Source organism: Patulibacter sp. NPDC049589, assembly GCF_040675535.1.
Classification (GTDB): Bacteria; Actinomycetota; Thermoleophilia; order Solirubrobacterales; family Solirubrobacteraceae; genus Patulibacter.
In genome coordinates this window covers 1-23,860 of record NZ_JBFAPC010000066.1, presented here as the reverse complement: position 1 = coordinate 23,860, position 23,860 = coordinate 1, and the positions used below count along the sequence as shown (strand labels likewise).

Annotated in this window: 20 protein-coding genes, 1 tRNA gene and 1 pseudogene; 8 read left to right on the top strand and 14 right to left on the bottom strand. The window is 74.1% G+C overall.

From position 1 onward, the window contains the following. Positions 1 to 57 precede the first annotated feature (57 nt). Together AB0L40_RS13980 and AB0L40_RS13975 are read left to right on the top strand one after the other, a co-directional pair. Positions 58 to 1,332 carry an MFS transporter gene (locus AB0L40_RS13980; protein ID WP_364355226.1) on the top strand — a complete coding sequence of 425 codons (1,275 nt, stop codon included), beginning with the start codon at positions 58 to 60 and terminating at the stop codon, positions 1,330 to 1,332. Positions 1,333 to 1,510: 178 nt separating this feature from the next. Then, positions 1,511 to 2,557 (top strand): MBL fold metallo-hydrolase, encoded by a 1,047-nt coding sequence (locus tag AB0L40_RS13975; RefSeq protein WP_364355223.1) that lies wholly within the window; start codon positions 1,511 to 1,513, stop codon positions 2,555 to 2,557. 42 nt (positions 2,558 to 2,599) lie between these two features. Here the strand turns inward: AB0L40_RS13975 and AB0L40_RS13970 are convergent, their stop codons facing one another. From AB0L40_RS13970 to AB0L40_RS13955, 4 genes are all read right to left on the bottom strand, one after another. Continuing rightward, entirely contained in the window at positions 2,600 to 4,117 is a 1,518-nt protein-coding gene (locus AB0L40_RS13970; RefSeq protein WP_364355220.1) for a TrkH family potassium uptake protein, read from the bottom strand. Next, positions 4,114 to 5,454 carry a Trk system potassium transporter TrkA gene (gene trkA, locus AB0L40_RS13965; protein WP_364355217.1) on the bottom strand — a complete coding sequence of 447 codons (1,341 nt, stop codon included), beginning with the start codon at positions 5,452 to 5,454 and terminating at the stop codon, positions 4,114 to 4,116. The genes AB0L40_RS13970 and trkA overlap by 4 nt, the downstream gene beginning before the upstream one ends. 88 nt (positions 5,455 to 5,542) lie before the next feature. Continuing rightward, positions 5,543 to 5,755, bottom strand: coding sequence for a hypothetical protein (locus AB0L40_RS13960; RefSeq protein ID WP_364355214.1), 213 nt, complete (start codon positions 5,753 to 5,755; stop codon positions 5,543 to 5,545). A gap of 61 nt (positions 5,756 to 5,816) precedes the next feature. After that, entirely contained in the window at positions 5,817 to 7,625 is a 1,809-nt protein-coding gene (locus AB0L40_RS13955; RefSeq protein ID WP_364355211.1) for a nitrilase-related carbon-nitrogen hydrolase, read from the bottom strand. A gap of 92 nt (positions 7,626 to 7,717) precedes the next feature. Between AB0L40_RS13955 and AB0L40_RS13950 the strand changes: the two genes are divergently transcribed. Beyond that, complete coding sequence (locus AB0L40_RS13950; protein ID WP_364355208.1) at positions 7,718 to 9,121, top strand: cation:proton antiporter; 1,404 nt, start codon at positions 7,718 to 7,720, stop codon at positions 9,119 to 9,121. A 30-nt stretch (positions 9,122 to 9,151) separates the two neighbouring features. On the opposite strand, the gene AB0L40_RS13945 is transcribed toward AB0L40_RS13950, so the two are convergent. The 8 genes from AB0L40_RS13945 to AB0L40_RS13910 form a co-directional block, all read right to left on the bottom strand. After that, on the bottom strand, positions 9,152 to 10,819 hold the full coding sequence (locus tag AB0L40_RS13945) for a cobyric acid synthase (protein WP_364355205.1): 1,668 nt from the start codon (positions 10,817 to 10,819) through the stop codon (positions 9,152 to 9,154). Further along, on the bottom strand, positions 10,816 to 11,775 hold the full coding sequence (locus AB0L40_RS13940; protein ID WP_364355203.1) for a cobalamin biosynthesis protein: 960 nt from the start codon (positions 11,773 to 11,775) through the stop codon (positions 10,816 to 10,818). Before AB0L40_RS13940 ends, AB0L40_RS13945 begins: the two co-directional genes overlap by 4 nt. Further along, positions 11,772 to 12,515: a histidine phosphatase family protein gene (locus AB0L40_RS13935; protein ID WP_364355200.1), complete on the bottom strand. Its 744-nt coding sequence runs from the start codon at positions 12,513 to 12,515 to the stop codon at positions 11,772 to 11,774. Before AB0L40_RS13935 ends, AB0L40_RS13940 begins: the two co-directional genes overlap by 4 nt. Positions 12,516 to 12,634: 119 nt before the next feature. Continuing rightward, positions 12,635 to 14,035 carry a glycoside hydrolase family 5 protein gene (locus tag AB0L40_RS13930; RefSeq protein ID WP_364355197.1) on the bottom strand — a complete coding sequence of 467 codons (1,401 nt, stop codon included), beginning with the start codon at positions 14,033 to 14,035 and terminating at the stop codon, positions 12,635 to 12,637. Positions 14,036 to 14,146: 111 nt separating this feature from the next. After that, positions 14,147 to 14,233, bottom strand: a tRNA-Ser gene (locus AB0L40_RS13925). A gap of 71 nt (positions 14,234 to 14,304) precedes the next feature. Further along, on the bottom strand, positions 14,305 to 16,278 hold the full coding sequence (locus AB0L40_RS13920) for a family 2A encapsulin nanocompartment cargo protein cysteine desulfurase (RefSeq protein ID WP_364355250.1): 1,974 nt from the start codon (positions 16,276 to 16,278) through the stop codon (positions 14,305 to 14,307). Positions 16,279 to 16,354: 76 nt separating this feature from the next. Then, on the bottom strand, positions 16,355 to 17,278 hold the full coding sequence (locus AB0L40_RS13915) for a family 2A encapsulin nanocompartment shell protein (RefSeq protein ID WP_364355194.1): 924 nt from the start codon (positions 17,276 to 17,278) through the stop codon (positions 16,355 to 16,357). 282 nt (positions 17,279 to 17,560) lie between these two features. After that, on the bottom strand, positions 17,561 to 18,793 hold the full coding sequence (locus AB0L40_RS13910; protein WP_364355247.1) for a cytochrome P450: 1,233 nt from the start codon (positions 18,791 to 18,793) through the stop codon (positions 17,561 to 17,563). A gap of 37 nt (positions 18,794 to 18,830) precedes the next feature. Here AB0L40_RS13910 and AB0L40_RS13905 point away from each other — a divergent pair, with 37 nt between their 5' ends. From AB0L40_RS13905 to AB0L40_RS13890, 4 genes are all read left to right on the top strand, one after another. Next, positions 18,831 to 19,094, top strand: coding sequence for a hypothetical protein (locus AB0L40_RS13905; RefSeq protein WP_364355191.1), 264 nt, complete (start codon positions 18,831 to 18,833; stop codon positions 19,092 to 19,094). A gap of 124 nt (positions 19,095 to 19,218) precedes the next feature. Then, positions 19,219 to 19,854 (top strand): hypothetical protein, encoded by a 636-nt coding sequence (locus AB0L40_RS13900; RefSeq protein ID WP_364355188.1) that lies wholly within the window; start codon positions 19,219 to 19,221, stop codon positions 19,852 to 19,854. Positions 19,855 to 19,917: 63 nt separating this feature from the next. Next, complete coding sequence (locus tag AB0L40_RS13895; RefSeq protein ID WP_364355185.1) at positions 19,918 to 20,346, top strand: hypothetical protein; 429 nt, start codon at positions 19,918 to 19,920, stop codon at positions 20,344 to 20,346. An 8-nt stretch (positions 20,347 to 20,354) separates the two neighbouring features. After that, a complete protein-coding gene (locus tag AB0L40_RS13890) occupies positions 20,355 to 20,960 on the top strand; it encodes a hypothetical protein (RefSeq protein ID WP_364355182.1) in 606 nt (201 codons plus the stop codon). Between the two features lie 892 nt (positions 20,961 to 21,852). Here AB0L40_RS13890 and AB0L40_RS13885 read toward each other — a convergent pair. Continuing rightward, positions 21,853 to 22,065, bottom strand: a pseudogene (locus AB0L40_RS13885) (recombinase family protein); the annotation flags it as partial. Between the two features lie 634 nt (positions 22,066 to 22,699). After that, on the bottom strand, positions 22,700 to 23,062 hold the full coding sequence (locus tag AB0L40_RS13880) for a hypothetical protein (RefSeq protein ID WP_364355179.1): 363 nt from the start codon (positions 23,060 to 23,062) through the stop codon (positions 22,700 to 22,702). A gap of 279 nt (positions 23,063 to 23,341) precedes the next feature. On the opposite strand from AB0L40_RS13880, the gene AB0L40_RS13875 reads away from it, so the two are divergent. After that, positions 23,342 to 23,860: IS5 family transposase (locus AB0L40_RS13875; RefSeq protein ID WP_364355176.1), on the top strand; the 519-nt coding region annotated here is incomplete at its 3' end.

Here is a 23,860-nt window from a genome sequence, read left to right as displayed (position 1 = left end):
CCGGCCGCCCGCCACGCCGGCGCCCGCCCCATCCACCGACCCCGAGGACCGCCCCGATTGAGCCCCGCGATCCACCGCACCTTCGACTCCCTGCACGTCCCGAACTACCGGCGCTACTTCACCGGCCAGGTGATCTCGGTCTCCGGCAACTGGATCCAGAACGTCGCCGCGATGTGGCTGATGGTGAAGCTCACCGGCGACGGCCTCGCCGTCGGGCTCACCGCCGCGCTCCAGTTCCTGCCGCTGATGCTGTTCGGGGCGTGGGGCGGGCTGCTCGCCGACCGGGTCGACAAGCGCCGGCTGCTGCTCTGCACGCAGATGGGGTTGATGGTGCCGGCGATCGTGCTGGCGGTGACGACCCTCTCCGGGGTCGTCACGCCGCTCATCATCTACGCGATGGTCTTCCTGCGGGGGACGGCGACGGCGATCGACAACCCGGCGAGGCAGGCGCTGCCGATCGAGCTCGTCGGGCCGGAGCGGGTCGTCAACGCGGTGGCGCTCAACAGCGTCGTCATCCAGACCTCGCGGATCATCGGCCCCGGCATCGCCGGCCTGCTGATCGCGGTCGTCGGCATCGGCTGGTGCTTCGTCGTCGACGCGCTGTCGTTCCTCGCGATGATCGTCGCGCTGCTGCGCCTGGACCCCGAGCAGATGGGCGAGGCGCCGCGGGCGGCCCGCCGCAAGGGCGCGCTCCGGGAGGGCTACCGGTACGTGCGGGGCGCCCCGCACCTGCTGATCCCGCTGGCGATGATGTCGGTGATCGGCCTGTTGTCCTTCAACTTCCAGATCGTGCTGCCGCTGCTGGCGCACGACACCTGGAAGGGGACGGCGACGACCTTCACGCTGCTGACGATGACGATGGCCGTCGGGTCCGTGATCGGCGCGCTGGTGGCGGGCAACCGCCGGGAGATCACGCCGCGCCTGCTCGTCGGCGCCGCGACGCTCTTCGGCACCTTCCAGCTCCTCGCCGCCTTCGCCCCGATCCTGCCCCTGCAGCTGCTGCCGCTCGTCTTCCTGGGGATGGCGTCGGTGACGTTCTCCTCGGGCGTCAACTCGACGCTGCAGCTCCAGGTCGACCCGGCGATGCGCGGGCGCGTGATGGCGCTGTACTCGCTGGTCTTCCTCGGCTCGACGCCGATCGGTGCTCCGCTGGTCGGCTGGATCGCGAGTTGGGCCGGCCCGCGCACGGGGATGGCCGTCGGCGGCGCGGCCGCGCTGGTGGCGGCGGCCGGCGCGGCGTGGGCGTACCGCTGGGTCGCGGCGCGGGCCGACGCCGCGGAGGAGCCGATGCCGTCCCACACGGTGCCGGTCCGCGTCCCGACGCACGCCTGATATCGATGGTCGTCCGGGTTTGACCGGACGTGGTCGACCGTTCCTCGGCGGGACCGAGGGAATCACGACCACGTCCCTTCCGGACGGATCGACCATGCGTATGAGTGGTCCTGAGCCCGGTCGGCCGGGCCCGGTAGGCGTCCCGCGCGAGGGTCGCCGGGCTGGGACACTGGGACCGATGTCCGGGTCCTCCGACGAGGCGATCACCAGCCGCCTGCGCGACGCCGCGCTGCACCGCGTGTCGCTGTCGGCGGCCAACGAGATGGGGCGCGTCAACGCCTGGATCGTCGACGACGATCCGCTGACGCTCGTGGACGCCGGGACCCGCGGCCCGGGGGCGATCGAGGCCCTCGACGCGGGCTTCCGCGCGATCGGCCGCCGGGTCGAGGACGTCGGCCTCGTCGTCCTCACCCACCAGCACACCGACCACCTGGGCCTCGTCGCCGAGGTGGTCCGGCGGTCGGGCGCCGACGTCGCGGCGTTCGGTTCGATCGGCCCGTACCTCGGCGACTTCGAGGCCGAGGCGGCACTCGACCGCGCCTTCATGGCGGACCTGCTGCGCCGCCACGGCGCCACGGACGAGGCGGTCGCCGGCAACACGGCCGGCTGGGCGGCGTTCCACCGCGTCGGCGAGGCCGCGACGGTCACGGTGCCGTTGGCCGCGGGCTCGCGCCTGACGCTGCGCGACCGCACGCTCGAGGTCCTGCACCGCCCCGGCCACAGCGAGACGGACGTCCTGCTCGTCGACGCCGAGCGCCGCATGCTGCTCGGCGGCGACCACCTGCTGCGCGCGGTGCCGTCCGTGCCGGTGCGCGACCGCCCGCTGCCGGCCGGCGACGGCGCCCGGCCGTACGTCCCCGAGGTCGACGACGTCGCGGTGACCGTGCGCTACCGCGAGTCGTTGCGGGCGACCCGCCCGCTGCCCGTCGACCTCGTCCTGCCGGGCCACGGCGGCGCGTTCGCGGACCCCGCCGCGGTCGTCGTGAGCCACCTGGAGCGCCAGCGCAGCGACGCGGAGGGCCTGCTGCGCCGGGCCGGCGCGGAGCCGTTCACCGCCGCCGGCCTCGCCACGGAGATCTGGCCGCAGGCCCCCGCCACGCTCGCCCACGTGCTGCTCAGCAGCGTGCTCGGCGGCCTCGGGCTGCTGCGCGCGGACGGGCTCGTGGAGACGCTGCCGCCCGACGACGCGGGCGTCGTGCGGTTCGTCGCGCCGACGGCCGGCTGAGGCGGAACCACCGACTCGGGCCGGCCGCGACCGGCGGCGGGGTCAGCGCGCGCGCCAGAGCCCGCGCGTGAACAGCGCCAGGATCGTGAACAGCTCGAGGCGGCCGAGCAGCATCAGGAAGCTCAGGCCGAGCAGTCCGCCGTCGGGGACCTCGGAGTAGGACTCCAGGCCGCCGAGCTGCCCGAGCGCCGGCCCGACGTTGAAGAGGCACGCCAGCGAGCCGGAGAACGACGACAGCAGGTCGAAGCCGCAGGCGGCCAGCAGCGCGGTCCCGAGCGTCAGCGCCACGAACGCGACGGCCATGAAGCCGAAGGCGGCGCGCACCGCGTCGTCGGTGACGGGCTTCTTGCCGATCCGCACGACGACGATCCGCTGCGGCGCGATCTGGCGCTGGATCTCGGCGCGGATGCCGCCGAAGATCGTCAGCCAGCGGCGGACCTTGAAGCCGCCGGTGGTCGACCCGACCATCGCGCCGGACGCCGTCGCCAGCAGCACGAGCAGGCGGGCCTCCTCGCCCCAGCGGTCGGGGTCGGCGGTCGTGAAGCCGGTGCCGGTCGTGATCGACGCGGCGGTGAAGATCCCGTCGAAGACGTTTCCCGGCGCCTCGCTGCCGCGCGCGCCGATCGCCAGCAGGACGCCGATGCCGACCACGAAGAGCACGTAGGAGCGCAGCTCGACCCGGTGGACCCCGAGCCCGCGGCCGGTGACCAGGCGCCACCAGATCACGTACGAGACGCCGGAGGCGAGCATCAGCACCGTCAGCGCGATCTCGACCGGTGTGGAGTCGAAGCCGCCCGCCGACGCGGTCCGCGTCGAGAAGCCGCCGGTCGACGCCACCGACATCGCGTGGTTGACGGCCTCCCACGGCGACAGGCCGACGGCCAGCAGCGTCAGCAGGGCGATGCCGGTGACCGTCAGGTAGATCAGCGCCGTGATCCGGGCGGTGTCGCGCATCTGCGGCGCGACCGTCTCCTCCTGCGCGCGGCTGGTCTCGCCCAGCAGGACGCGGCGGGCGGCGCCGCCGGCGGCCGGGGCGATCGCCACGAGCAGGACGACGATGCCGATGCCCCCGATCCAGTGGGTCAGCGAGCGCCAGAGCAGGACGGCGTAGGGCTGGTGGTCGACGTCGACCAGCGCGGTGGCGCCCGTCGTCGTGATGCCGCTGGTGCCCTCGAAGATCGCGTCGGCCACGCGCGGGAACGAGCCGCTGAGCAGCAGCGGGATCGCCGCGAACAGGCTCGCCGCCAGCCACGTCAGCCCGGCGGCCATCAGGCCGTCCCGGCCGGTCGGCGACGGCATCGGCCGGCCGACCCAGGTCAGCCGCAGGAGGAGGGCGAGGACCGTCGCCAGCCCGGTCGACACGCCGAACGCCGCGATCGCGCGCTGGTCCGAGACCGCGGCGGTGATCGTGCAGACCAGCGACGCGACGGCGAGCGCGATCGCGCCGGCGGTCAGTGCGCGGCGCGTCAGCGGGCCGATCCGGGCGCCGATGCGCAGGGGCCGCGGGCGGCGGAGCCGGAACAGCGGCCCGTCCCGGATCCCGGCGTCGGAGGCGCTCACCGGTCGAGCACCGCCCCGAGCTTCTGGGCGCCGTTGCCGGTCGCCAGGACCAGCGCGACGTCGCCCGGCTCGTAGCGCCGGATCTCGCTCGGGAACAGCACCTTGCCGTCGCGGACGATGGCGGTCAGCGCGGTGTCGTGGGGCAGCGACGCCGCGATCGGCTTGCCGCACAGCGGGTTGCCGGGCGCCATCCGGTACTCCAGCGCCTCGAGCCCGTCGACGATCAGCGTGCTCTTCCGGGCGCCCGTCCCGCGCGAGGTCCGGAGGATGCGCTCGGCGGCGGCCAGGCGCGGCGCGATGATCCCGTCGACGCCGAGCGCCTCGGCCAGCGGCGCGAACTCCTCGCGCGAGAGCACCGCGAGCACGAGGCCGATGTCGAGGCGGTCGGCGTGGGTGCAGGCCAGGAGCGTGGCGCGGTCGTCGTCGGCGCAGGAGACGAACGCGTCGCAGCTGTCGACGCCGGCCTCGCGCAGCGCGGACTCGGACGCGCCCTCCTCCCACAGGACCTCGATCGAGCGGTCTTCGAGGACCTCGGCGGCGTCGCGGGCGCGGCGCTCGTCGGGCTCCAGGACGACGACCTCGCGGCCCAGGTGCGCCAGGCGCGCGGCCAGGGCGACGCCGATCTGGCCGGCGCCGAAGATCGCGACGCGGTGGACGCTGCGGGCGTCGGGGTCGATCTCGCGGCACGCCTCGCGGAGCTCCTCGCGGGCGCAGGCGAGCACGACGTGGTCGCCGGGCAGCGGCGTGGAGTCCTTGTTGACGAGGTGGACGCGGCCGTCGCGCAGCAGCGCGCCGATCTTCGAGTGCGTCGCGTGCGGGCGGGTGACGACGGAGCGGCGGGCGGCCGGGGAGTTCTCGGTCACCATGCACTCGGCGATCGCGAGGTGGTCGTCGGCGAACTGCTCGACGCGGACGGCGCCCCGCACGCGGAGCGCCGACTCGATGTCGCCGACGGCCGCCAGCTCGGGCGAGACGAGGACGTCGATGCCGAGCGTGCCGAGCGCGGTGTCCTCGCCCGCCGGGTAGTAGTCGGCGTCGCGCACGCGGGCCATGGTGCGCGACGCGCCCTGCGCCTTGGCGTGCAGGCAGGCGACGAGGTTGATCGCGTCGATCGAGGTGACGGCCACGAAGAGGTCTGCCTTCCCGGCCTCGTGCTCGATCAGGTCCTTCGGCGAGGAGGCGTCGGCGCGCTCCACCCGGACGTCGATCCCGGCCCGGGAGCGGTGCAGCAGGAGCTCGCGGTCCAGATCGAGGACCACGACCTCGTGGCCCTCTCGCGCCAGCCGGCCGGCGAGGTACCAGCCGACCTCCCCGGCCCCGGCGATCAGTGCGCGCATCGGGACGAGGATGCCTGATGCGGACCTCGGCGGGGGCGGTGGGCCGGATCGGTCGCGAGCGGCGGGGCGCCACGCGGACCCGCCGCGGTCACTTCCGCGGGGTGTACCAGACCTTCACCTTGCGGGCGAGCATGAGCGCGAGGACGACCCCGATGGCGATCAGGAGGATGTTGTTCTCGCGCATGCCGGCGCCGGTCACGAGGAAGACGACGGCGATGCCGACGTAGAAGAGGACCGCCTGACCGCCCTTGGGGCCGTAGTCGTGCGGGCGTCCGAATCCGGACGGGAGCTTCGGGCTCATGGACCGACACTACCCCGCCCGGGCCGCCGTGGACACCGTCACGTCCCGACGCTGCGGGCGCTCACGGCCAGCCGCGGCGCCAGACGACGGGGATGCGGCGGTCGTCCGAGAGGGCGCGGCCGGACATCCGCGGCGCGATCGGCTGGGACCGCCGGGTGAGCTCGGCGCGGTCGATCCGGTCGGCCAGTGCGAGCACCATCTCGGCGGGCAGGCCCTCGCGCTCCACGATGACCTCGGTGGGGTGGTTCGCGTCGATGTAGCCCTCGACGACCCGGTCGAGCACGGCGCACGGCTCGTGCAGCGGGACGGGCCCGCCGATCGTCTCGGCGGCGCGCTCCAGCACGCCGGCGGGCGCGACGACGGCGCCCTCCTCGCGGGCGGCCAGCCACCAGGCGATCCGGACGAGCCAGCCGCGGGTCAGGTCGCCGATCGGGGCGAAGCCGCCGGCGAGCTCGTGCGGCCAGCCGCCGCCCAGGGCGCGCATGGTGCGGTCCGCGGACGACAGCAGCAGCGCCTCGTGGGCGTCGGCGGCGAGCTCGAGGCCCAGCAGCGTGGTGCGGCTGGCGATCAGGCGGACGGCCGGGTCCTCGTCGGGGACGACCTGCTCCAGCGGCAGGGCGTCGGCGGACGTGTCGCCGGGCTCCGCACCGGGGTCCGGCGCGGCGACGTGGACGAGCGTCAGCGGGATCGGCATGCCGCCGTCCTCCGCACCGGCGCCCGTGGCGGGGACGAAGCCGCCGCCGCGGACGACGGCGTCGGCCCACGCGCGCCGGTCGTCGTCGGCGGCCACGGACTCCGGGAGCGTGTCGACGAGGACGACGCGCTCGGGGCCCAGGGCCTCGGCGGCGGCCAGCGCGGTCAGGCCGGCGCCGAGCGTCCCGTCGAGCCCGACGAGGACGCGCTCGATCCGCAGGCCGGACGTGAAGTCCCGCAGCGCGGTGCAGACGGCGCGCCAGCGGTGGTCCTCCGGGCCCGGCCACGGCGCGACCCCGTCGGCGGGCTCGCCGTCGCGCGCCGGGTGCTCGCGCGGGTCCGCGCCGGTCTGGACCGGCAGCACGTGGACGGCGCCGGGGGCGGGCCGCTGGGCCGCGCGGCGGTGGGGCTCCGAGCGGGCGGAGCGGCGCGACCAGGCGAGGTCGACGTCGCAGATCACGACGGCCTCCTCCAGCGCGGGGCCGCGGGAGACGATCGCGCCGGCGTGGTCGGTCAGGTGCGAGCCGCCGTCGAAGACGAGCCCGTCCTGGCCGCCGACGAGGTTGACGTACGCCACCGGCACGGTGTGCTCCAGGGCGCGGGCGATCGTCGTGGCCTCGCGCCGGCGCTGCATCCCCGGCGAGTACGGCGACGCGTTGAGCGCGACGAGCAGGTCGACGCCCGCGGCGGCGCACGCGGCGGACGGCTCGGGCTCCCAGAGGTCGGCGCAGATCATCACGCCGACCCGCGCCTTCGGGAGCTCCGCCACGAACGAGTGGTGCGCGGGGACGAAGTAGCGACCCTCGTCGAACGCGGCGTACGTCGGCAGGTGCTGCTTGTCGGCCCAGCCGACGACGCCGCCGCGCGTCAGCACCGCCGCCGCGTTCTGGACGCCGCGGCGGTCGGGGGTCGGGTGCGGGGCGCCGATCAGCGCGACGAGCCCGGGCGGCAGGTCGTCGGCCAGCGACTCGAGCGCGCGCTGGGCCTCCTGCAGCATCCCCTCGTCCACGATCAGGCTCTGGGGCGGGTAGCCGCAGAGGGCCAGCTCACCGCAGATCGCGAGCTCGGCGCCGCGCTCCGCGGCCCGGTGCAGCATCTCCGCGATCCGGTCGCGGTTGCCCTGGATGTCGCCCACGACGGGGTGGAACTGGAGGAGGCCGAGGCGGAGCGCGCTCACCCCCCGACCGTAGGCCAGACGCGGCTGCGGCGCGCTCCGGTCCGGTGTCCTCGCGGCGTGCGGGGGACGTCCGGCGGGTAGCTGGGGCCGCGGTGCTCCCCGCCTTCGCCCCGCCGTCCGCCGTCGTCCCGCTCGGGACCTCCCCGGGCTTCCATCCCGGCAGCCACCCGGAGGTCCTGATCTTCGTGCTCGCCGGGGCGGGGCTCCTGGTCGCGACGATCGCGCTCAGCAACCAGGGCGGCCGGACCTTCACGTCGGCCATCGTCTACCTCGCGCTCGGCGTGCTGGCGGCCGCGGCGATCCCGCTGGTCGGCGGCGCGCCGTTCGATCCGGTGCAGGACGCCGACGTCCTGGAGCACCTGACGGAGGTCGTGGCGATCATCGCGTTGTTCGGCACCGGGATGGCCGTCGACCGCACGCTGCACTGGCGCGCGTGGACGCACGCGCTGCGGCTGCTGGTGATCGCGATGCCGCTGACCATCGCGGCCGTCGCGCTCTTCGGCTGGGGCGCGATGGGCCTGTCGCTCGGGGGCGCGCTGATGCTGGGCGGGGCGGTGGCGCCGACGGACCCGGTGCTGGCCGGGGACCTCGGGATCGGGCCGCCGGGCGAGCCGGACGACCGCGACACGAGCTTCGCGCTGACCGCCGAGGCCGGGTTCAACGACGGGCTCGCGTACCCGTTCGTGATCGCGGGGATCATGGTCGCCAAGAGCGGCGACCAGGGCGGGGTGCTCCCGTGGCTGGCGTTCGACGTCGTCTGGGCGATCGTCGGCGGCGTGGTCGCCGGGGCGCTGCTCGGGCGCCTGGCCGCGTCGATCGTCCGCCGGGCGCGCGACCGCGGCTACATGCAGGAGTACTTCGACGCCTGGGTCGGCCTCGGGGTCGTGCTCGGCGTCTACGGCGTGACGGAGCTGCTCGACGCCTACGGGTTCGTCGCCGCGTTCGTCGCCGGGATCGCCTTCCGCCGCTACGAGCGCGACCACGCGATGCAGGAGGGGACGCACCGCGGCGCGTCGGTCTTCGAGCGCCTCGGCGAGCTCGCGGTCGTCCTCTTCGCAGCGTCGATGCTGACGTTCGACGGGCTCGGTACCCCGGGTCCGGCGGGCTGGGCGCTCGTCGTGCTCGTCGTCCTCGTGATCCGGCCGGCGGCGGGCCTGATCGCCACGATCGGCTCGACGATGCCGCTCGCCGACCGCGCGTTCGTGTCGTTCTTCGGCGTCCGCGGCGTCGGCTCGCTCTTCTACGCCAGCGTCGTCGTGACCTCCGGCGCGCTGCCCGACGGCGAGGCCGCGGTCGTCCTGTGGACGGTGGTCGCGCTGACCGTCGTCTCGATCGTGGTGCACGGCCTGGCGGGCGACCCGGCCCGCTCGGCGCTGGACCGGTACTCGCGGCGGGCACGGGACGCGACGCCGAGCGCCGGCGACGGGGGGCCACGGGACCGGGCGGCGGTCGCCGGGGACGGGCGCGAGCGGGGCGCGACGGCCGACGCCGGTTGAGCGGCCGGCCCGGGGCCGGTCGCCGGCCGGTCAGCCCAGTGGCCCGCAGGCGAGCGTCGGCAGGCCGCCGGGCACGCCGTCCTCGAGCAGCCGCAGCAGCGCGCCGGTGTCGAGGTGCTCGGCCACGAGGTCGCCGAGCACGTCGTAGCGGCGCTCGCGGACGTCGGCGAAGCGCGCCGGCCCGGGCGCGAACGGCCGCCCGCGGAGCCGCGCCGCGTGGGCCAGCAGCGCGTGCCGGGCCTCGTCGTGCTCGAGCAGGCCGTGCCACGACGTCCCGGTGACGACGCCGGAGACGCAGCCCTCGTCGGCCGACGGGTCCTCCGCCGTCGCGGCGGCGACCGGGTCCGCGACCAGGAGCGGGCGGCCGCCGGAGCGCACGACCCGCCCGTGGCGGATCTCGTAGCCGCCGGCGGGGACGCTCGGGCCGTCGGCGCGCAGCACGCCGACGTCACCGCCCGGCGCGCCGGCGACGTCGGTGGTCACTGCCGCGTCGCCGTCGACCGGCAGCCGGCCCGTCCGCCGGCGGGTGATCTTCTCGGCGTGCATCGCGGTGCGCACCGGCAACAGCCCCAGCCCGAGGACGACGCCCGTCCCGGTCTCGACGCCGGCGTCCTCGATCTCCGTGCCGAGCATCTGGTACCCGCCGCAGATGCCGAGGATCGGCCGCCCGCGCGCCACGCGCTCGGTCAGGACGCGGTCCAGCCCGGCGGCGCGCAGGTCGACGAGGTCGGCGACCGTCGCCTTGCTGCCCGGGAGGACGACGAGGTCCGCGTCGCGCAGGACGTCCGGGTCGCGCGTCAGCCGCAGGTCGACGTCGGGCTCGATCGCCAGCGCGTCGAGGTCGGTGAAGTTCGAGATCCGCCGCAGCCCGACGACGGCGACGCGCAGCGGGTCGGCGGTCTCGGCGCCCCGGTCGAACGTGCGCAGCGCCAGGCCGTCCTCGGCGTCGAGCTCGAGCCCGTCCGCCCACGGGACGACCCCCAGGACGGGGCGGCCGGTCATGCGCTGGAGCGCCTCGACGCCCGGGTCCAGCAGCGACGGGTCGCCGCGGAACTTGTTGATCACCATGCCGGCGACGTGCGCCTGGTCGGCCGGCTCCAGCAGTGCGATCGTGCCGTAGTGCGCGGCGAGGACGCCGCCGCGGTCGATGTCGCCGACGACGATCGTCGGCAGGCCGGCGTCGCGCGCGAGGCCCATGTTCACGAAGTCGCCCGCGCGCAGGTTGATCTCGGCCGGGGAGCCCGCGCCCTCGCAGATCACGGCGTCGAAGCGGCCGCGCAGGGTGGCGAGGCTGTCGAGGACCGCGGAGCGCAGGTCGTCGCGCAGGCGCCGGTAGTCGCGGGCGCCGGCGGTGCCGTGCGGGCGGCCGAGCAGGACGACCTGGCTGACCCGGTCCCCGGTCGGCTTCAGCAGCACCGGGTTCATGATCGCCTCGGGCTCGATCCCGCAGGCCGCGGCCTGCACCGCCTGCGCGCGGCCGAGCTCGAGCCCGTCGGGCGTCACGGCCGCGTTCAGCGCCATGTTCTGCGCCTTGAACGGCGCGACCGAGACCCCCTCGCGGTGCAGCCAGCGGCAGATCCCGGCGGTGATCAGCGACTTGCCGGCGTCCGAGGTCGTGCCGGCGACGAGCAACGCGCCGGCGTCGCGACCGCCGGCGGTCCGGGCGGCGAGGCGGCGGGCGGCGTCCGAGGCGCTCATCGGGCGAGCCTCCCACGCAGCAGCACCGTCGCGGCACAGACCAGGGCGGTCGCGGTACCGACCCGCAGCGAGAGGGCGGCGGCCCGCTCGAGGTCGGCGGCGGCGGGGTCGCGAGTGCCGGGCCCGTCGCCGAGCACGGGCCGCTCCTCGACCCGCCCGCCGTAGACGTTGCGCCCGCCGAGCCGGACCCCGAGCGCCCCGGCGAACGCGGCCTCGACCCGGCCGGCGTTCGGGCTCGGGTGCGCGGCGCCGTCGCGCCACCACGCGCGCCACGCGCCGACGGGCGACCCGCCGACGGTGCCCGCGACGGCACCGGTGACGAGCGCCGCGAGCCGCGCCGCGGGCCACCCGGCGGCGTCGTCGGCGCGCGCCGAGGCCCAGCCGAAGCGCTCGTAGCGGTCGGAGTGGTGGCCGACCATCGCGTCCATCGTGTTCAGCGCCCGGTGCAGCGCGACGCCGGGCGCGCCGAGCACGGCGCCCCAGACCAGCGGGGCGACGACGGCGTCGGAGGTGTTCTCGGCCACCGACTCCAGGCCGGCGCGGGCCAGGCCGGCCCCGTCGAGCGTGGCCGGGTCGCGGCCGACGAGGGTCGGCGCCAGCGCGCGGGCGCCGTCGAGGTCCCCGGCCGCCACCAGGCCGCCGATGTCGCGGCCGGCGCCGGCGAGCGAGCGCCCGCCGATCGCGGCCCACGCGACGGCGGCCGTGAGCGCCGTCCGGGCGAGCGGGCGCTCGCGGGCGGCGCGGTCGAGCACGAGGACGGGGAGCGTCGCGAGCGCGGCGCCGGCCGCGGCGTAGGCGACGCCGGCGGGGCGGTCGTCGCTCCAGATCCGGGCCTCGAGCGCCAGCATGGTGCTCCCGAACAGGGCGACGGGGTGGCCGCGGCGGGGGTCGCCGAACGCGCGGTCGGCGGCGTACCCGATGAGCAGCCCGGCCGCGACGGGCCGCCCGCCGCTCACCGGGCGGGTCCGTCCCCGGCCGCAGCGTCGGCCGCAGTCGCGCTTCCGCCGTCAGCCGACACGTCGGCCACGCTCCCGCCGCCCGCCCCATCGGCAGGGTCCGTCCCCTCGTGCGCGTCCGTCCCGCCCTCGGCCGCCTGCGTCGCCCGCGCCGCCCGCACCTCGTCGCGAGTCGGCGTCCAGTTCGCGCGCGTCAGGCGCCAGCGCCCGTCGTGGGCGTGCAGCTCGGTGATCGACCCGGGGGAGACGTCGATCCGCCACGCCGCGCCGGCGGGCGCCCCGAGGGCGACGGCGATCGCGGCCCGCACGACGCCGCCGTGGGTGAACGCGACGATCGGCTGCTCGGACGCGGCGTGCGCGGACATCCAGGCGTCGACCCGGGCGGTCAGGGCCTCGAGCGACTCGCCGCCGGGCGGCGCGAAGGAGGGGTCGGTCATCCACGCGACGACCGGAGCGGGGTCCTCGGCGTGGAGCTCGGCGACGCTGCGCCCCGCCCAGTCGCCGAACCCGGCCTCGCGCAGCTGCGGGTCGACCGCGGCGTCGTCGTGCCCGAGGACGGCGGCCGTCGCGGCGCAGCGCCGGGCGGGTGAGCGCACGACCCGCGCGTCCCGCGGCAGGTGGGCGGCGAGCGCCAGGGCCTCCGCGCGACCGCGGTCGTCGAGGTCCTCGTCGCGCGGGAAGCCGGCGGCGCGGACGGCCGCCGTCGTGCCGTGTCGGACGAGGTGCAGGCGGGTGGTCACCGGGCGCGGAGGGGGATCGGCGGCACGCGCCGATGATCGCACCGCGCGACCGTCGGGCGGCCCCCGCCCCAGGGACCGCGCCCGGCGCCGTGGCCGCCGGGCGCCCGGCCGTCTGGGGCCTACCGCCCCTCGGCGGCGAGCCGGTCGTGGATCAGCTGTCCCTGACCGGCCAGCGGCGTGCCCTCCATGTTCGCCAGGACGCTCGGCTGCTGGCAGGACCCGGGGTCGTTCCACGACCAGATCGACCAGCCGATGCCCTCGTCGTCGAACCAGTCCAGCAGCCTCCGGGTGTCGGCGGTCGAGCAGTCGGACGAGCCGAACTCGGTCGCCGTCACCGGGACCTCGTCGGCGGCGACGCCGACGTGCTCGTCCCAGTCGTCCTGGGTGTGGTGGAAGAGCGTGTAGACGTGCGTGTCGTAGGCGACGTTCGGGTCGTCCAGCGCGTGGCCGTCCACGACGCCACGCAGGTCCCACGCCCAGTCCAGGCCGGCAGCGAGCACGAGGTTGCCGGCGCCCTCTCCGCGCACCGCGTCGGCGAGCTGCTGCAGGCCGACCACCCGGTAGTCGACCTGCTTCCCGCCGTTGGCGTACTCGCTGGATTCCGTCGTGCAGCCACCGTCGCGCCAGCACGACCAGGACACGTCGTGCGGCTCGTTGTAGAGGTCGAAGATCACGCCGGAGCGGTCCTCGTAGCGCTGGGCGACCTGCCGCCAGAAGTCGAGGCTGTCGGCGTCGGGCATCGGCTGCTGGCCGGTGTTGCAGTCCGCGTCGCACGGCGAGCGGCCGCCGACGTCGGACCAGTGCAGGTCGACGATCGCGTACATGCCGCGCTCGTTGGCCTTCTGGACCGCGGAGTCGACCATCCGGGCGTCGTCGCCGGCGTCGCAGCGCCGGCCGAGCCAATTGGCCTGCGACAGCGGGATCCGCACGGCGTTGAAGCCCCACGCCTGCATCTCGTCGAAGTCGCGGTCGGTGAAGTGCTGATCGCCCCCGCAGCCGGACCAGTTGTGGCGGCCCCAGGTCAGCGAGTCGCGGTTGACGCCGCGCAGCTTCAGCGTCCGGCCGCCCGCCACGATCCGGGTGCCCTCGGCGTGGGGGGCCGGCAGCGAGCCGGACGGGAACGGCTCGGCCGTGAAGGTGATGTCCTCGTAGCGGTCGTAGGCGCCCGCGACCTTCGTGTAGATCCGGACGTGCAGCGGGACGCCGCGCGGCAGGGCCACGGGAATCTCGTAGGACGTCGAGTCGCCCGGCAGCTCGCCCGACGCCAGCACGTCGTTGGCCCCGGTCGACGTCCCGATCGTGATGAACACGTTCTGGGCCTCGGGGATCGTGTTCCACGTCAGGGACGTGGTCGGCGAGACCCCGGTGGCGCCGTCCTCCGGCGCGGTGAACGTCGCCTGGGGCTCCGGCCCGGCGGCCGCGGCCGGGCCGGGGGCGGACATCAGGAGCGCGAGCAGCACCACCGCCATCCCGAGGAGGGCACGGGGGGTGCGACGCGCCGGGTCACCGGGCGGTTCCATGCCTACCGCTACCGCGCAGGCTCACGGCGTAAACAGGCGCCCGCGGTCCGAGGTCGTCCCGGAACGACGAAGGGCCCGGACGGATCCGGGCCCTTCGTCGTCCTGCTGAGGCGGAGAGAGGGGGATTCGAACCCCCGAATGAGTTTCCCCATTACACGATTTCCAGTCGTGCCCATTCAACCGCTCTGGCACCTCTCCAGCGGACCGGGAAGGCTACCGAAGGGGGGCGGGGCGCCGTCGCCCGCCCCGCCGGGGCGGGCGGGACCTCGTCAGACCTGGACGCTCCGCGAGACGATCCGGCGCATCGCGTCGATCAGGGCGTCGACGTCGGCCCGCGTGTTGTAGAGCGCCAGCGACGCGCGCACGGTGCCCTCGTGGCCGAATCGCCGCAGGATCGGCTGCGCGCAGTGGTGGCCGGCGCGGACGGCGATCCCCTCGCGGTCCAGCGCCTTGCCGACGGCCAGGGGCTCGTGCCCGTCGACCACGAACGAGAGGACCCCGGCCTTGTCGGGCGCCGTGCCGACGAGGTGCACGCCCGGCAGCGCCTGGAGCCGCGCGGTGGCCTCGACCAGCAGCTCGTGCTCGTGGCGCGCGATGTTGTCGAGTCCGAGGTGCTCGACGTAGTCGATGGCGGTCGCGAGCCCGACGGCGTCGGCGATGTTCCCGGTGCCGGCCTCGAGCTTGAACGGGCGGTCCTGGTAGAGCGACCGCTCGAACGTCACGTCGCGGATCATGTTGCCGCCGCCCTGCCACGGCTCCATCGCGTCGAGGACCTCGGCCCGGCCGTAGAGGACGCCGATGCCGGTCGGCCCGAACACCTTGTGGCCGGAGAACACGTACCAGTCGCAGTCGAGCTCCTGGACGTCGACGGCGAGGTGCGAGACCGCCTGCGCCCCGTCGACGAGGACCCGCGCGCCGTGGCGACGGGCCATCTGGACCATCTCGCGCGCCGGCGTGATCGTGCCCAGCGCGTTGGAGACCTGGGAGAACGAGACGAGCTTCGTGCGCGGGCCCAGCAGTCGCTCGTACTCGCCCAGCAGCACCTGGCCGTCGTCGTCGACCGGCGCCACGCGCAGCTCCGCGCCGGTGACCTGGCAGAGCATCTGCCAGGGCACGATGTTCGCGTGATGCTCGAGGCAGGTGACGAGGATCTCGTCGCCGGGCCCGAGGTTGGCCCGGCCCCAGCTCTGCGCGACGAGGTTGATCGCCTCGGTGGCCCCGCGTACGAAGACGATGTCCGCGCTCGAGGGCGCGCCGAGGAACCGCGCGGCGGTGTCCCGGGCGGCCTCCATGGCGTCGGTGGCGCGGGCCGCGAGCGTGTGGGCGGCGCGGTGGATGTTCGAGTTCTCGTGGCGGTAGAAGTACTCGAGCCGCTCGATGACCGCCAGGGGCTTCTGCGTCGTCGCGGCGTTGTCGAGCCAGACCAGCGGCTTGCCGTGCACCAGCTCGGAGAGGATCGGGAAGTCGCGGCGGACGCGGTCGGCGTCGAACGCCGGATGGTCCGGGACGGTCGTATGCCCCGGCGTGGTGCCGGGCACCGGCCGGCCGTGGCCGGCGACGGACGGGGGCGCCTCGTCGAGGACGTACAGCGAGCCGCCGGGGACGACCAGCGCGGACGGGCCGGACGCCGCCAGCCCGAGCTGGGCCAGCGACAGCGACGCCCCGTCGACGAGGGCGAGGTCGGCGGCCGAGAGTCCGGGGATCGCCCCGCCGGCGGGCAGGCCGGGGGCGGCCGACGGGAGCGCGGGTGCCCCCGGCGGCGACGCCGGCGCGGGGAAGGGGAAGCCGGGGGTGGCCGTCGGGAGGCCCGGTGCGGCGGAGGGGAATCCCGGGCCGGCCGACGGGAGCCCCGGTGCGGCGGAAGGGAGCCCCGGAGTGGCCGAGGGGAACGCTGTGCCGGCCGAGGGCACCCGCGGCGTCGCCGACGGGAACGCCGGAGCGGCGGACGGCGGGCCCGGGACGGCACCCGGGAACGGCGTCGCCGCGGACGGGTGCGAGGGCCCGGAGGACAGGTACGGCGACGCGGAGGCGGGGAGCGCTGGAGCCGCCGGGGACGAGACCGGGGTCGCCGACGGCAGCGTCGGCGCGGTCGAGGGCAGGGCCGTCGCGGCACCGGGCGGTGGCACGGCCGCGCCGGACGGCGCCGCAGGGGTCACGCCGAACGCCCCGGGAGCCGGACCGCCCACCGCGGGCGCCGCGCCCTGCAGGCCGTCCATGCCCGCCCGGAACAGCTCGTTGGCCATCCGCTGGAGCTCGGCGACGTCCAGGGGCGACCCCGTGGCGTCCGGGGCGGCGGCGCCGGGGCCGGCGCCGCCGGCGTCAGGAACGGTAGGCAACGTCGTAGGCGTGGTAGTTCTCGATCTCGACGCCGTCGAGCACCGCGATGGCGTCGTCGGCCAGGATCGCGGCCGAGCAGTACAGCGAGATCAGGTACGAGGCGATCGCCTTGCGGTTGATGCCCATGAACTTCACCGCGAGCCCGAGGCCCTCCTCGCCCGAGGTGCCCGGCTGGTAGAGCCCGACCACGCCCTGCCGCGACTCGCCGGTCCGCATCAGGACGATCTGGCTCTTGCCGTCCTCGATCCTCAGCTTGTTGGTCGGGATGATCGGGATCCCGCGCCAGGTGAGGACCGGGGAGCCCATCAGGTTGATCGTCGCCGGCGGCACGCCGCGCCGCGTCGCCTCGCGGCCGAACGCCGCGATCGTGCGGGGGTGCGCCAGGAAGAAGCCGGGCTCCTTCCACACCTTCGTGATCAGCTCGTCCAGGTCGTCGGGCGTGGGCGGACCCGCGAGGGTGTTGATCCGCTGCGTCGGGACGGTGTTCGTGACGAGCCCGTAGTCGGCGTTGTAGAAGAGCTCCGCCTCCTGCCGCTCCTTGATCGTCTCGATCGCCAGGCGCAGCTGCTGCTTGGCCTGGTCGTGCGGGTAGCTGTAGAGGTCGGAGACCCGCGTGTGGACGTCGACCACCGTCGTGACGGCGCTGAGGAAGTACTCGCGAGGGTCCTCCTCGTAGTCGACGTACGTCTCGGGCAGGTCGTGCTCGCCGTCGATCTGCGAGCAGGCGGTGAGGACGCGGCTCTCGTCCTTGACCTTGTTGACCCGGTAGATGCCGGCCTCGACGGGGACCCATGAGAGGACGTGAACCAGCCAGCGCGGCGAGATGGCCAGCATCGTCGGCGCGGTCTTCGTCGCGTTGGCGAGTTGCCGAGCCGCCCCGTCGTTCAGGGCGTAGTGGTCAGCCATGGCGTGCCTCGTTCGTGTTGGTGTGCGTCCCCGGGTGGTGTGCCCGGGGTGGAAGGTCCATTGGTGCAGGGATGCGGCGGTGCTTGCAGACGCAAGCTAGCAGTGGATCGCGCGGTCGCACAACCCACACATGCTCCCCGTATCGAGGCGCTAAAGCTGATCCATATGCGTTGGTTTTCACATTCGTAACCAGCCGGAATATTGAGCCGGATTCAGGGGATTTGGCGGTGGGTGGGATGTTCGGGCCCGCACCCACGCACCCACGCGCCCCCGTTCGAGCGCTCAGCGGCGTCGCTGGATCCGCATCGGGATCCCGTGCAGCGGCCGGATCGTGACCGTCGGGTCCAGCACGATCTTCGCCCCGGGCACGAGGTCGAACCGGAAGCGCTGGGCGATCATGGCCGCGAGGATCGTGGCGTTCATCATCGCGAAGCCCTGCCCGACGCAGACGCGGCGACCGCCCCCGAACGGCAGGTACGAGAACCGCGGCCGCTGCTTCGGCGCGTCGCCCAGCCGGCGGCGCGGGTCGAAGCCCGCGGGGTTCTCCCAGATCTTCGGGTCGCGGTGCGTCGACCAGATCGAGACGAACATCAGCGTGCCCGCGTCGATCCGGTAGCCGCCGACGACGTCGTCCTCGATCGCGACGCGCTGGACGTGCCAGACGGGCGGGTAGAGCCGCATCGCCTCCTGGAAGCACGCGGTCGTCCACGGCAGGCGGTCGCAGTCCTCGGCCGTCGGCGCGTCGTCGCCGAGGACCTCGTCGACCTCGGCCTCCATTCGCTCGCGCGCCTCGGGGTGCTGGGACAGCAGGTACGTCATCCACGCGAGCCCGTGCATCGTCGTCTCGTGTCCGGCGGCGACGAACGTCAGCAGCTCGTCGAGCACCTGCTGGCGGTCCATCCGCTCACCGGTGCCCTCGACCTCGGCCTCCATCAGCAGGCGCAGCAGGTCGTCCTTCTCGCCGTGCCCGTTCCTGATCCGGTCGTCGATGATGTCGCCGACGATCCCGACCATCACGTCGGCGCTCTTCACACCGCTGCGCCAGCGCCGCGGCTGGGTCAGCGCGGCGGCGCGCTGGACCGTCATCCGCGGCAGGTACTGCCCGACGGTGACCCCGGGGGAGCGGCCGATCGCGCCGACCTGGTGCAGCACGTTGCCCAGCGCCGCCCCGAAGTCCCCGGCCCGGTCGGCGAAGTCGTGGCCGACGAGCGCGCGCCCGACGGTGTCGAGGCCGATGTGGAGGATCTCCTCCGCGACGTCGACCGCCGTGCCGTCCGCGTACTCGCGGCCCCAGGCGTCCAGGGCGTCGCCGCCGGCGGCCGCCATGTGGTCGGCGAACGGCACGAGGTGGCGCTTGGCGAACATCGGCTGGACGAGCTTGCGCTGGCGCTGCCAGAGCTCGCCGGAGCTCGTCACCAGGCCCTTGCCGAGGACGGGCTCCAGGAGCTCGTACTGGCTGGACTTGCGGTAGTTGTCCTGGTTCGAGAACGCCCCCGAGGCCCAGGCCGCCCGCAGCGCCGTCTAGGCCGACGATGAGGACGAGGCGTCGACCGTGGCGCGCGCAACGCCCGTCGTTGCGAAGGCGCGGATCTCGTTCACCGACGGCACCCCGGAGATCGTCGCGGTGGGGGAGGACCTGATTGCCAACGAGGCCCGACGCTACGCCGCCCGAAACGCCCTGATCGTCCTGCGCACCCAGGCACCGGAGCTCGCGTACTCCCGCGACCGCCGGCAGGCCAAGAACGCCGACAAGCGTCAGCGACGTCCCGCAAGTCGTCGGCGCCGCGCGGAGCGGACCGCCGCGGCCGTGGCGTAGCCCACCGGACAGGGCTCGGCGTCGATCAACGCTGTTCGTCCGCGGCTCCCGTGCTCTTCGATCACGGGTTCGGCATCGACGAGCCTTTCACATCCGGCTCGTGGCTTTGTGGAAGCATCGCCGGATGTCCCGTCGTCCCGAGATGTCCCTCCGCCCCGTTCGGCGCGGAATTCCGCTGAGCCTGCTGGTCGTCATTGCCGCGCTGGGAGGCGCCGGCGCGGCAGGTGCGCAGGCAACGGATGCGCCCGCGTCGGCACCCGATGCGGCGGGGCCCGAGGGATACTCGGCGTTCTCGCGCTCACGCGTGGCCAGCCGCGACGATCTGCCGTCGCGCCTGGTGAAGCTGGTCGGCGGTTCGTCGGCTGACTCCAGCCTGGTCACGTCGTCGAGGCGCTTGGGGGACTACGCGCAGGGTGGACGCGTGTGGGCTGTCCCGTCGCCGACCCAGCCGTGCGTCCTCGTGCAGATGCCGCACGGCGGCACGACGAGCGGTTCGTGCACGACGCCGGACGCGTTCCTCAAGGTGGGCACGGGCGGATTCTCGAAGGTGCCTGGTGGCTACGCGGTCTGGGGCGCTGCCCCCGACCGCATCACGCGGGTCGATGTCTCCGTGGAGGGGGCGCGACGGAGGTCGATCGTTCCGCACGCCAACGGCTACAGCCTGCGGGTCAGGGGCCTGCCGGCGCGGATCTTGTTGCGGACCGCCCACGGCACGGCGGGTGTTTACAGCTTCAACACACCGGCGGTGCAGTCTCGCTGAGACGGTTCTCCACGTCGAGTTCCGTGTGTGGGGCTCGACTCAAATCTCAACGACTGGGGACCCATGTCGAACACGACGGCATCTCGTCGGCGCGCCGCGCCGTACGGATTCCTGCTGCTCGCAGCCGTGATCTGCGCGCTGATCGCATCAAGCGCGTTCGCGCACCGCGCCAGCGCGCTGGAGGGCTACTTCTGCGGCAACCAGGTCGCGTACAGCACGTACTGCGACGACAACATCAACGGCCGGCACAGCTGGACGTTCGGGGAGACCGACCACCCGTCCGGGAACATCGGCGTGATCTGCGGAGCGCTCTTTGACAGCTCCGGCACCCGCAACGGGTCGGGCTGCACCTTCAACTCGACGCTGTACCCGAACTGCTATCGGATCACCGATCCGGGCGGAAACGGCCGCTTGACCTACGGGCGTGCGTACCACTATGACGTCGGCCACAACTGGACGCTGAGCGGCTACCTCAGCAACTACGCGTGCTGAGGATGACCATGAACCGCTACCTGCTCACCTTCGCCGTCACCGTCGTGTCGGCCTCCACCATCTCCGCCGGCGTGGCAATGGCCACCGACAGCCCCGCACCCCAGGCACCGGCGGCGCAGACCCCGGCTGTGACCGCCAGCCGCCTGGCCGAGCAGCTGCCGGCGTTCCAGCGCGCGCGAGTTGCGACCGACGCGCTCCCGCCGGCGCTGGCCAAGGCGCCCGGCGCGCTCCACGGCGCGACCCCCGACGCGAGCCTGTCGCGCCGGACCGGCCCGACCAACGCGCCGATCTACCTCGTGCCGGCCGACAACGACCAGGTCTGCGCGTTCGCGGACCTCCCCGACACGGGTTGGGGCGGCAGCTGCACCACCACCGCGGCGCAGGCCGCGCTGGGCACGGGCGGGTTCTCGAAGACCGCCGACGGCGTGCGGTTCTGGGGATCGGTGCCCACCGCGGTCACCGCGGTGCGGATCGAGACCGACGCCCAGACGGTCAAAGTGACGGTCCAGGACGGCGGCTACACCGCCGACGTCAACGGCAGCACCCCGAATCAGCTCGTCCTCACGACCAAGGACGGCGCAGAGCACGCGTTCGAGGTCCCGCCCCTCAAGTAGACGCCAGGCCGCGGGCCCTCTCGGCGCCCGCGGCCTGCTCGTCGGTCTTCCCAAGTCTCCCGCTCCGCAGGCCCCGTGAGGACCCAGAGCGCGGATTGCTGATGTGCTCGCCATCGCGCGGCGCATGGTTGTGTCGCGGCGGTCTGGAGCCCAGTATCCAGCCGGCGTAGCTGCTGTTCAGCAGAAGATTTCAGTGCCGGACCCGGCTGGGAAGCTGGCTTCTTGAGTGTTCCCGGCCGTCGGGGGACGAAAATCGACGAACGCTTTCGAGTGTTCGCGACACAGTGACCTCGTGAGCCACCAGAACGAGAGGAACGGCACCCCGGTCCACAACCACTTCTACGCCGCCCCTGTCGGGGGTGCGGATCTTGCGCAGCGTGTCGCGCACCCGCCGGCCGAGCAGCCGGCCCCGCCTGCTGCTCCGAGCGGGCCGACGGATAGTCAGCGTCCTCGCCGCGATGACCGGCGGATCGGAAGACGTCGAGCACGACGAGTTCCGACGCTTCGCCGCGTGAGCGAACTGACGATCGGCTCCGCGCGTGCCTCGACCGCGGCGCAAGCGTTGATCGCGCAACGCAACCGCGGCCGCAGGCCCGAGCTCTCCCCGACCCGAGAGCGCCCCCTCGTCCAGCTGCACCAGGCCGGTGAGAAGCACCCGCCGAGCTCGCCGAGCCGTTCGGCGTCGGCCGCTCGACCGTCTACGCAACGATCGAGCGCACACACGGGTCGCCGCCGCGGCCCTGGCGATCGACGCCACAGAGCGATCGAAGATCCGCGCCGGACAGCGATCAACTCCGCAGTCGGGCGTCGCTCCGATGTCAGTGGATGCGACAGGTCGTGCAGTGGTCCCGGCGGCAACGGTCCCCGTCGCCGGGTCGGGCTCGTCGACGCCGGCCCGGCCGACCGCGCGATAGACGGTGGCGCGGGAGACGTTGAAGAGCTCGGCAAGCTCGGCGCAGGTGTGACGCCCGGCGCGATGCAGGTCGACGAGGTGCTTCTCCTGGGTGGGGGAGAGCTTGGGCTTCTTGCCGCGGAGTCGTCCCTTGGCCTTGGCGACCTTCATGCCCTCGCGGGTCCGGGCGCTGATGAGGTCGGCCTCGAACTCGGGGCAGTCCTAACGAACGTGTTCTGAGGGGCCATTTCGAAGGAATGTGCCCTCTGTGACTGGCACGACTCGCTCGCTTGCGAGAGCATGACCCACAGTTCGTCCTCCGAGGCATACGCCCGTGCAGGGAGAATCCAGCAAATGGTCGCTCACGACAGAACGGCTAGCACTGTCCCATGACGTGGCGGACGGCCTCGGGCCCGCGCACGACGACGAACTTCTGCTTCGGCGTGTCGAGCAGCGCGACGTCGTCGTAGGCCGCCATCCGATCGAGGAACTCGAGCGGCCCCTCCTGGTCGGCCAGGCGCAGGAGCCGGCGGCCGACCTCGCGACCGCGGGGACCGGGCGGCCGGGGCGGGCGCGGGGCCGTCGGGCCGGTGCCAGCGGGGCGGGGGCCGTCGCGGAGGGCGGGGGAGGGGTCACGGCGATGCTCCTTCTGCAGGCCCCGGGCCCCAGGGCCTGGGGGATTCGCGTACCCCTCCGACCGTAGCGCCATCCTACGGTCCCGTAGGATGACGGTGACGCAGCGCGCGGGAGGGGTGGGCGTCGACGGGCCGAGCGGGACGCTCCGCAGGGCGACCGTGCTCCCCCGAGTCGCGGGTGGGTCGTCGGGTGAGGTGCGCGCCGCGGGCACTCAGCGGCGATCCCACGCGCTCTTCGCGCGATCGCTCGTGCGGCCCGCGAACCGCTTCAGGCGCCGGGCGGTGGTCGTGTTGCCCGCGATCGCGGCGAGCTTCGAGCCGACCGGCTGCAGGTGCTCCTCGGCCTCGGCGGCGGAGAACGTGGCGATCACCGCCCGCTCGTGGATCCGAGCGACCTCGGGCGCGTCGAGGAACCGCTTCCCGTCGGGCGTGTCGATGACGATCCCGTCGAAGAGGTGCTCGCGGGCGATCTCGTCAGCGTGTCGGACGGTGCCGATCTCCACCCCCTCCGCGGATCGCACGACCGTCCCGCGGCGCAGCGCCTTGAAGCTGATCACGTCGCCGTCGTCGGACATGGCGGCAGGATAGCCGCGCGATCGGACGGTGATCGAGGGTGGGGCGAGCGGCCTCCGGTCGCCCCACCGCCCGGGGGTGCGACGGCCGGCCGGTGTGGCGGGATCCGCGTCTCGACAGGCCCGGGCGGTCCGGGACCTAGGGATTCGCTGATCTTTTGAGCCGGTTCTGGCCGGTGGCCGCGGGATGATGCTGGGGTGATCGGAGAGCAGGGGTCTTTCACGGATCTGGAGTACGCGGGTCGGCGGCGGGTGTCGCGTCGGGAGCGGTTTCTGGACCAGATGGATCAGACGATCCCGTGGGCGGTGTGGGTCGATTTGATCGCCCCGCACTACTTTCAAGTACGCCGAGGGAAGCGGGGCCGGAAGGCCAAGCCGGTCGAGACGATGCTGCGGATGTACCTGCTGCAGGTGTGGTTCTCGCTGTCGGACGAGGGGGTCGAGGACGCGATCTACGACTCCTACGCGATGCGCAGGTTCATGCGTCTGGACTTCGCGACGGAGCAGGTCCCGGATGCGACGACGTTGCTGCATTTCCGGCACCTGATCGAGAAGCACGATCTCGGGGAGAAGCTGCTCGCGGCGCAGCAGGAGATCTTCGATCGGGAGGGCTGGATCATGCGTGGCGGGTCGATCGTCGACGCGACGATCATCGCCGCACCGTCCTCGACGAAGAACCAGACCGGCACGCGGGATCCAGAGATGCACCAGACCCGCAAGGGCAACGAGTGGCACTTCGGGATGAAGGCCCACATCGGCGTCGATGCCTGTTCGGGCTACGTCCACTCCGTGACCGCGACG

Coding starts and splice junctions, on each gene's coding strand:
- AB0L40_RS13880 (WP_364355179.1), bottom strand. CDS start 23,062: ATGTCCGACGACGGCGACGTGATCAGCTTCAAGGCGCTGCGCCGCGGG.
- AB0L40_RS13945 (WP_364355205.1), bottom strand. CDS start 10,819: ATGAGCGCCTCGGACGCCGCCCGCCGCCTCGCCGCCCGGACCGCCGGC.
- AB0L40_RS13960 (WP_364355214.1), bottom strand. CDS start 5,755: ATGAGCCCGAAGCTCCCGTCCGGATTCGGACGCCCGCACGACTACGGC.
- AB0L40_RS13915 (WP_364355194.1), bottom strand. CDS start 17,278: ATGGCTGACCACTACGCCCTGAACGACGGGGCGGCTCGGCAACTCGCC.
- trkA (WP_364355217.1), bottom strand. CDS start 5,454: ATGCGCGCACTGATCGCCGGGGCCGGGGAGGTCGGCTGGTACCTCGCC.
- AB0L40_RS13930 (WP_364355197.1), bottom strand. CDS start 14,035: ATGGAACCGCCCGGTGACCCGGCGCGTCGCACCCCCCGTGCCCTCCTC.
- AB0L40_RS13895 (WP_364355185.1), top strand. CDS start 19,918: ATGTCGAACACGACGGCATCTCGTCGGCGCGCCGCGCCGTACGGATTC.
- AB0L40_RS13890 (WP_364355182.1), top strand. CDS start 20,355: ATGAACCGCTACCTGCTCACCTTCGCCGTCACCGTCGTGTCGGCCTCC.
- AB0L40_RS13900 (WP_364355188.1), top strand. CDS start 19,219: ATGTCCCGTCGTCCCGAGATGTCCCTCCGCCCCGTTCGGCGCGGAATT.
- AB0L40_RS13920 (WP_364355250.1), bottom strand. CDS start 16,278: ATGGCCAACGAGCTGTTCCGGGCGGGCATGGACGGCCTGCAGGGCGCG.
- AB0L40_RS13975 (WP_364355223.1), top strand. CDS start 1,511: ATGTCCGGGTCCTCCGACGAGGCGATCACCAGCCGCCTGCGCGACGCC.